This window comes from Brevundimonas sp. GW456-12-10-14-LB3, from assembly GCF_059424365.1.
In genome coordinates this window covers 25,143-31,438 of sequence record NZ_JBWKZJ010000036.1, presented here as the reverse complement: position 1 = coordinate 31,438, position 6,296 = coordinate 25,143, and the positions used below count along the sequence as shown (strand labels likewise).

Sequence of the window (6,296 nt, the reverse complement as noted above, 5' to 3'; positions counted from 1 at the left end):
GGCTTGACCCGAGGATCGGATGGTCCGCCGCACAGGCGAGGCCGTCGAACGCAGGTCTCGCCCTACGCCCGGTCCTCGGGTCAAGCCCGAGGATGACGGGAGTGGGGGCGGGGGGCGGCGCATGAGCTTCCCCATCCCCACCCCCCTTGAATGGCGCGAGGCGGCCCAGAAGGCGCTGAAGGATCGGCCCATCGAGTCCTTGATGCACCTCGACGCGGACCAACTGGTGACGCGGCCGCTGTACGCCGGGGCGACGGGCGTCCAGCCGATTTTCGCCCCGCGTCCGTCCGATTCCGAAGGCCGGGCCTGGGATCTGCGGACCCTGGTCGAGGGGAACGACGCCGAGGCGGTCAATGACGCGGTGTTGACCGATCTGGAGAACGGCGCGGCGTCGGTGGTGCTGCAGGGCCGCGTGCTGGCGGATTCCGCGCCGTTGGGCCGGGCGCTGGAAGGCGTTGCGCTGGAGCTGGCGCCGGTGGCGCTGGATGCGGGGATCGACGGGCCGGATGCGGCCAATGCTTTGGCTGTGGTGGCCAAGGGATCGCCGCGCGCCCAGCTGAGATTCCATATGGACGTGATCTCGGCCTTCGCCGAGGCGGGCGGGGCGCCGCGTTCGGTGGAAGAGCATCTGAGCCTGGCGGCCAATACGGCGGCGCGGCATGCGGGGGCCTATCCCGAGGCGAGCTTCTTCTTGGCCAGCGGGCGCGTGGCGCACGAGGCGGGGGGATCGGCGGCCCAGGAGCTGGCCTTTGCGGCCTCAAGCGTGGTGGCCCATGCGAAGGCGGCGGTGGACGCGGGGATGTCGGTCGAGGCGGCCCTGCGCGGGACGGTGGTCGGCCTGTCGGTGGATGCGGAATATTTCGACAGCCTGGCCAAACTCAGGGCCATGCGGCTGATCTGGGCGGGGCTGACGCGAGCCTTTGAGGTGCAGGCGTCGGCGGTAATCGAGGCGCGGTCGTCGCGGCGGATGCTGTCGGCGCGCGATCCCTGGCCCAATCTGCTGCGACTGACGGCGGCGGGGTTTGCGGGCGCCGTGGGGGGCGCGGACGTGATGGTGCTGGACGGCTTCACGCGCGCCTCGGGCCGGTCCGACGCCTTTGCTCGGCGGCAGGCGCGGAACACACAGCTGGTGCTGATGGAGGAGGCCAACCTGGGCCGAGTCGACGATCCGGCGGCGGGCAGCTGGTATCTGGACGCCCGGACGCGGGATCTGGCCGAGGCCGGCTGGGCCGAGTTCCAGATGATCGAGGCCGAGGGCGGTCTGGTCGAGGCCCTGAAGGGTTCGGTGATCCAGCCCCGCATCGCGCGCGCCCGCGCCCTGCGCGAGGCGGCATTGGCGAACGGCGCGGCCCAGATCATCGGCGTGACGAAATATGTGGACGCGGACGTGCGGCCGGCCCCCGTCGAGGCGGGCGATGAGGCGGCGGCGGCGGTGGAGCGGTTGTGCGAACCCCTGAGCCCGATCCGCTTCGCTGCGGCCTTCGAGGAGGTGATCGGATGAGCTTCCCCGATTTCAGCAAGATCAGCCTGGACCTAGCGCCGACCGGGCAGGGGCCGAAGCGGGACCCATGGCTGACGCCCGAGGGGCTGACGGTCGAGACCGCCTACGCCGCCGAGGCCCTGGAGGGGCTGGCGCACCAGGACGGTCTGCCGGGGTTCGCGCCCTTCGTGCGCGGGCCCTATCCGACCATGTATGCGGGCAATCCCTGGACCATCCGCCAGTACGCCGGCTTCTCGACCGCCGAGGAGTCGAACGCCTTCTATCGCCGCAATCTGGCGGCGGGGCAGAAGGGGCTGAGCATCGCCTTCGATCTGGCGACGCACCGGGGCTATGACAGCGACCATCCCAGGGTAAAGGGCGATGTCGGCATGGCGGGCGTGGCCATCGACAGCATCTATGACATGCGGACCCTGTTCGACGGGATCCCGCTGGACCAGATGTCGGTGTCGATGACGATGAACGGGGCGGTGCTGCCGATCCTGGCGCTGTATGTCGTGGCGGCCGAGGAGCAGGGCGTGCCGCACGCCGCCCTGACCGGGACCATTCAGAACGATATTCTGAAGGAGTTCATGGTCCGGAACACCTACATCTATCCGCCCGAACCCTCAATGCGGATCATCGCCGACATCTTCGCCTGGACGGCGCAGGAGACGCCGAAGTTCAACTCGATCTCGATCAGCGGCTATCACATGCAGGAGGCGGGGGCCTCGGCGGATATCGAGCTGGCCTATACGCTGGCGGACGGGATCGAATATCTGCGGGCGGGCGTCGCGGCGGGCATGCCGATCGATCGGTTCGCGCCGCGCTTAAGCTTCTTCTGGGCCATCGGCATGAACTATTTCATGGAGGTGGCCAAGATGCGGGCGGGCCGCCTGCTGTGGGCCGAAGCGGTGCGAAAGGAGGGCGGGGTCGATCCGAAGTCGCTGAGCCTGCGCGCGCACTGCCAGACCTCGGGCTGGAGCCTGGCGGCGCAGGACGTGTTCAACAATGTCAGCCGCACCATGGTCGAGGCCATGGCGGCGGCGGGCGGGCAGACCCAGAGCCTGCACACCAATGCGCTGGACGAGGCCCTGGCGCTTCCGACCGACTTCTCGGCCCGGATCGCGCGCAATACGCAGATCCTGCTCCAGCAGGAGACCGGCCTGACCCGCGTCATCGATCCGTGGGGCGGCAGCTTCTACGTCGAGCGGCTGACGCACGAACTGGCCGAGCGGGCGCGGGCCCATATGGCCGAGGTCGAGGCCCTGGGCGGCATGGCCAAGGCCATCGAGGCCGGGATTCCCAAGCTGAGGATCGAGGAATCCGCCGCCAGGACCCAGGCCCGGATCGACACCGGTCAGCAGACGGTGGTGGGGGTGAACAAATATCTGAACCCCGTCGTCGACGATATTCCGATGCTGAAGGTCGACAACGCGGCGGTGCTGGCGGCCCAGATCGACAAGCTGAAACGGCTGCGGGCCGAGCGGGACCAGACGGCGACCGATGCGGCGCTGGAGGCTCTGACCAACGGGGCGCGAGGGACCGCCAATCTGCTGGAGCTGGCGGTCCAGGCCGCGCGGGCCAAGGCGACGGTGGGTGAAATTTCCGACGCGCTGGAGGCCGCCTTCGGCCGCCATGTGGCGACGGTGCAGACCGTGTCGGGCGTCTATGCCAAGGAGGCGGGGACGGACGCCCGCTTCGCCCGCGCCCGCGAGATGGTGGCGACCTTCGTCGAGAACGACGGCGGGCCGCCGCGCATCCTGATCGCCAAGCTTGGTCAGGACGGGCACGATCGGGGCCAGAAAGTGGTCGCCACCGGCTACGGCGACCTGGGCTTCGACGTCACCGCCGGCGCCCTGTTCCAGACCCCGGCCGAGGCGGCGAAGGACGCCGTGGAGAAGGGGGTCCATGCGGTCGGCGCGTCATCGCTGGCCGCGGGCCACCTGACCCTGGTTCCCGAACTGAAGGCCGAGCTGGAGAAGCTGGGGCGGCCCGACATCATGATCGTGGTCGGCGGCGTCATTCCGCCCTCGGACGTGCAGCCCCTGCTCGATATGGGGGCGGCCGCCGTTTATCCGCCCGGTTCGGCCATCGCCGATACGGCGGTGGACCTGATCGAAAAGCTGAACCAGCGCCTGGGTTACGCCCAGCCCGCGCCTAAGGAGACCGCATGATCGGCGCCCTGAACCATGTCGGGGTCGCGACCCCGTCCATCGCGGATTCGATCAAACTGTATCGCGACGTGCTGGGAGCGACCAAGATCGGGGAGCCCTTCGACCTGCCCGCGCAGGGGGTGAAGGTCTGTTTCATCGACACCCCGACGGCCCAGATCGAGCTGATCGAGCCCTATGACGAGACCAGCCCCATCGTCGGCTTCCTGGCCAAGAACCCCAAGGGCGGCCAGCATCACGTCTGTTTCGAGGTCGAGGACATCCACGACGCCGTCGCCGAGATGCGGGCCAAGGGGGTGACCCTCCTGGGCACGGGCGAGCCGCGCATCGGGGCGCACGGAACGCCGGTCGTCTTCCTGCATCCGAAAGAGATGGGCGGGGTGCTGATCGAGCTGATGGAGACGCCGAAAGGCGATCACTGAAGACCGATCACGGGTCGCTGGAGCTTTTCGCCAGCTTGACCGTTAAGGGCGTGAACAGGAGACCTGATCATGACGCGCCGCCTGACCGCCCTGCTCGCCATCGCCGCCCTGACGGGCGTGTCCGCCTGTCAGCAGGCCGAGCCGGAGCAGCCGGTCGCCCCGGTCGAGGCCCAGCCCGTGCCCGCCCCGCCGGTTCCGGGCGTCGGCTACGCCTGCGAAAGCGGCGCGACGGTCGAGGCCCGCTATGCCGACAGCGCCACGGCTCAGCTGACCTATAAGGGCCAGACCTATGATCTGCGGTCCGCCCAGGCCGCCAGTGGGGCCCGCTATGTCGGCTCCGGCGTCGAATGGTGGACCGTCACCCGCGACGGCCAGGAGACGGCCACCCTCAGCCGGCTCAGCCCGAACGACCAGGTCGGCGTGGCCGTTTTGGAACGCTGCGCGCGACCGGCGGGGACGCCGTCTCCCTTGGCCGAGGCCCAGCCGGAACCGGCGGTCGCGCCGGCCCCCGGCGGGGTGCTGCCGGCCTCCACCCCCTGTAAGGGACCGCAGCTGAAGCTCGCGGCCGAGGACGGCGACGCCGGGGCGGGCAATCGGGTGCGCAACTTCAGTCTCCAGAACATCGGCCGCCAGGCGTGCAGCCTGACCGGCTATCCGGGGGTGACCCTGTTGGACGCGCAGGGGCGGGCCCTGACCTCGATCCGCGCCGACCAAAGCCCCGGCAGCTATTTCCGCCAGGGCCAGGCTCCGACGCCGGTCGAACTGGCGCCCCAGGCCAGGGCCTATTTCGAAACCGCCTGGAACGTCATCCCCGACGAGACGATGCAGAAGACCTGTCCCAATGTGGCGACGATCCGGGTCACCGCGCCCGGCGACACGGCGGCAGTCAGCCTTCCCTTCGCCTTCCAGCCGTGCGGCGGCAAGATCCGCGTCAGTCCGATCCGGGCCGAGGAAAACCCCCAGGCCGCGACCTGACATCGCGTCGAGACGTCTGGAAACCCGGCCGAAATGGGCGTAGGTCGCGGCCATGACCCAGAGCTTCTACGACCGTATCGCCGGCGAACTGACCGAGATCGACGCCCAGGGCCTGACCAAGCCCGAACGTGTGATCGCCTCTCGCCAGGGGCCGGTGATTCAGGTCGGCGGGCGCGAGGTGCTGAACTTCTGCGCCAACAACTATCTGGGCTTGGCGGGCGACGAGCGGGTGACCCAGGCCGGGATCGCGGCGCAACAGAAGTGGGGGGCGGGCACGGCCTCGGTCCGCTTCATCTGCGGCACCCTGGAAATTCATAAAGAGCTGGAGGCGGCTGTCGCCGGCTATCTCGGCTTTGAGGACGCCATTCTGTTCGCCGCCGCCTTCGACGCCAACGGCGGGATATTCGAGCCCCTGTTCGGCGAAAACGACGCCATCGTCTCCGACAGCCTGAACCACGCCTCGATCATCGACGGGGTGCGGCTGTGCAAGGCCAAACGCTATCGCTTCGCCAATTCCGACATGGACGAGTTGGAGACGCGGCTGAAGGAGGCCCGCGAGGCCGGCGCGCGCGACATCATCATCGCCACCGACGGCGCCTTCTCGATGGACGGCTATATCGCCCGCCTGAAGGACATCCGCGCCTTAGCCGACAAATACGACGCCCTGATCATGGTCGACGACTGTCACGCGACGGGCTTCCTGGGCCCGCAGGGCAAGGGCTCCTTCGCCTATCACGGGGTCGAGGTGGACTTCGTCACCGGCACCTTCGGCAAGGCCCTGGGCGGCGCCATGGGCGGCTTCATCTGCGCCAAGAAGGCGGTGGTCGACCTGCTGAAACAGCGGGCGCGGCCCTATCTGTTCTCCAACGCCCTGTCGCCGGCGGTGTGCGGGTCTTCGCTGGAGGCCATCCGTATCGCCCAAGGGGCTGAGGGCGACGTGCTTCGCACCCGCCTGTCCGCCAACGCCCATCGCTATCGCAACGCCATGGCGGACGCGGGCTTCACCCTGCTGGACGGGGAACACCCAATTATCCCGGTCATGCTGGGCGACGCTAAACTGGCGCAGGATTTCGCGGCGCGGGCGCTGGAGCTGGGCGTCTATGTGATCGGGTTTTCCTTCCCGGTGGTGCCGCGGGGCCAGGCCCGGATCCGCACCCAGATGTCGGCGGCGCATACGTTCGAACAGATCGACCGGACGGTTGAGGCGTTTACGCAGGCGGGCCGGGAGCTGGGGGTTATCTGACCCTG

At 68.9% G+C, this 6,296-nt stretch carries 5 protein-coding genes; all 5 read left to right on the top strand.

The window, feature by feature from the left end; translation table 11 throughout:
* Positions 1 to 121: 121 nt before the first annotated feature.
* Positions 122 to 1,501 (top strand): methylmalonyl-CoA mutase family protein, encoded by a 1,380-nt coding sequence (locus AC07XS_RS13090; protein ID WP_182714710.1) that lies wholly within the window; start codon positions 122 to 124, stop codon positions 1,499 to 1,501.
* Positions 1,498 to 3,654 carry a methylmalonyl-CoA mutase gene (gene scpA / locus AC07XS_RS13085; protein WP_182714709.1) on the top strand — a complete coding sequence of 719 codons (2,157 nt, stop codon included), beginning with the start codon at positions 1,498 to 1,500 and terminating at the stop codon, positions 3,652 to 3,654. The genes AC07XS_RS13090 and scpA overlap by 4 nt, the downstream gene beginning before the upstream one ends.
* Positions 3,651 to 4,073, top strand: a complete 423-nt coding sequence (gene mce / locus AC07XS_RS13080; protein ID WP_054765052.1) for a methylmalonyl-CoA epimerase — start codon at positions 3,651 to 3,653, stop codon at positions 4,071 to 4,073. The genes scpA and mce overlap by 4 nt, the downstream gene beginning before the upstream one ends.
* 69 nt (positions 4,074 to 4,142) lie before the next feature.
* Positions 4,143 to 5,048: a DUF4232 domain-containing protein gene (locus AC07XS_RS13075; RefSeq protein WP_182714708.1), complete on the top strand. Its 906-nt coding sequence runs from the start codon at positions 4,143 to 4,145 to the stop codon at positions 5,046 to 5,048.
* Positions 5,049 to 5,100: 52 nt separating this feature from the next.
* Positions 5,101 to 6,291, top strand: a complete 1,191-nt coding sequence (locus AC07XS_RS13070; RefSeq protein WP_182714707.1) for a glycine C-acetyltransferase — start codon at positions 5,101 to 5,103, stop codon at positions 6,289 to 6,291.
* Positions 6,292 to 6,296: the final 5 nt, after the last annotated feature.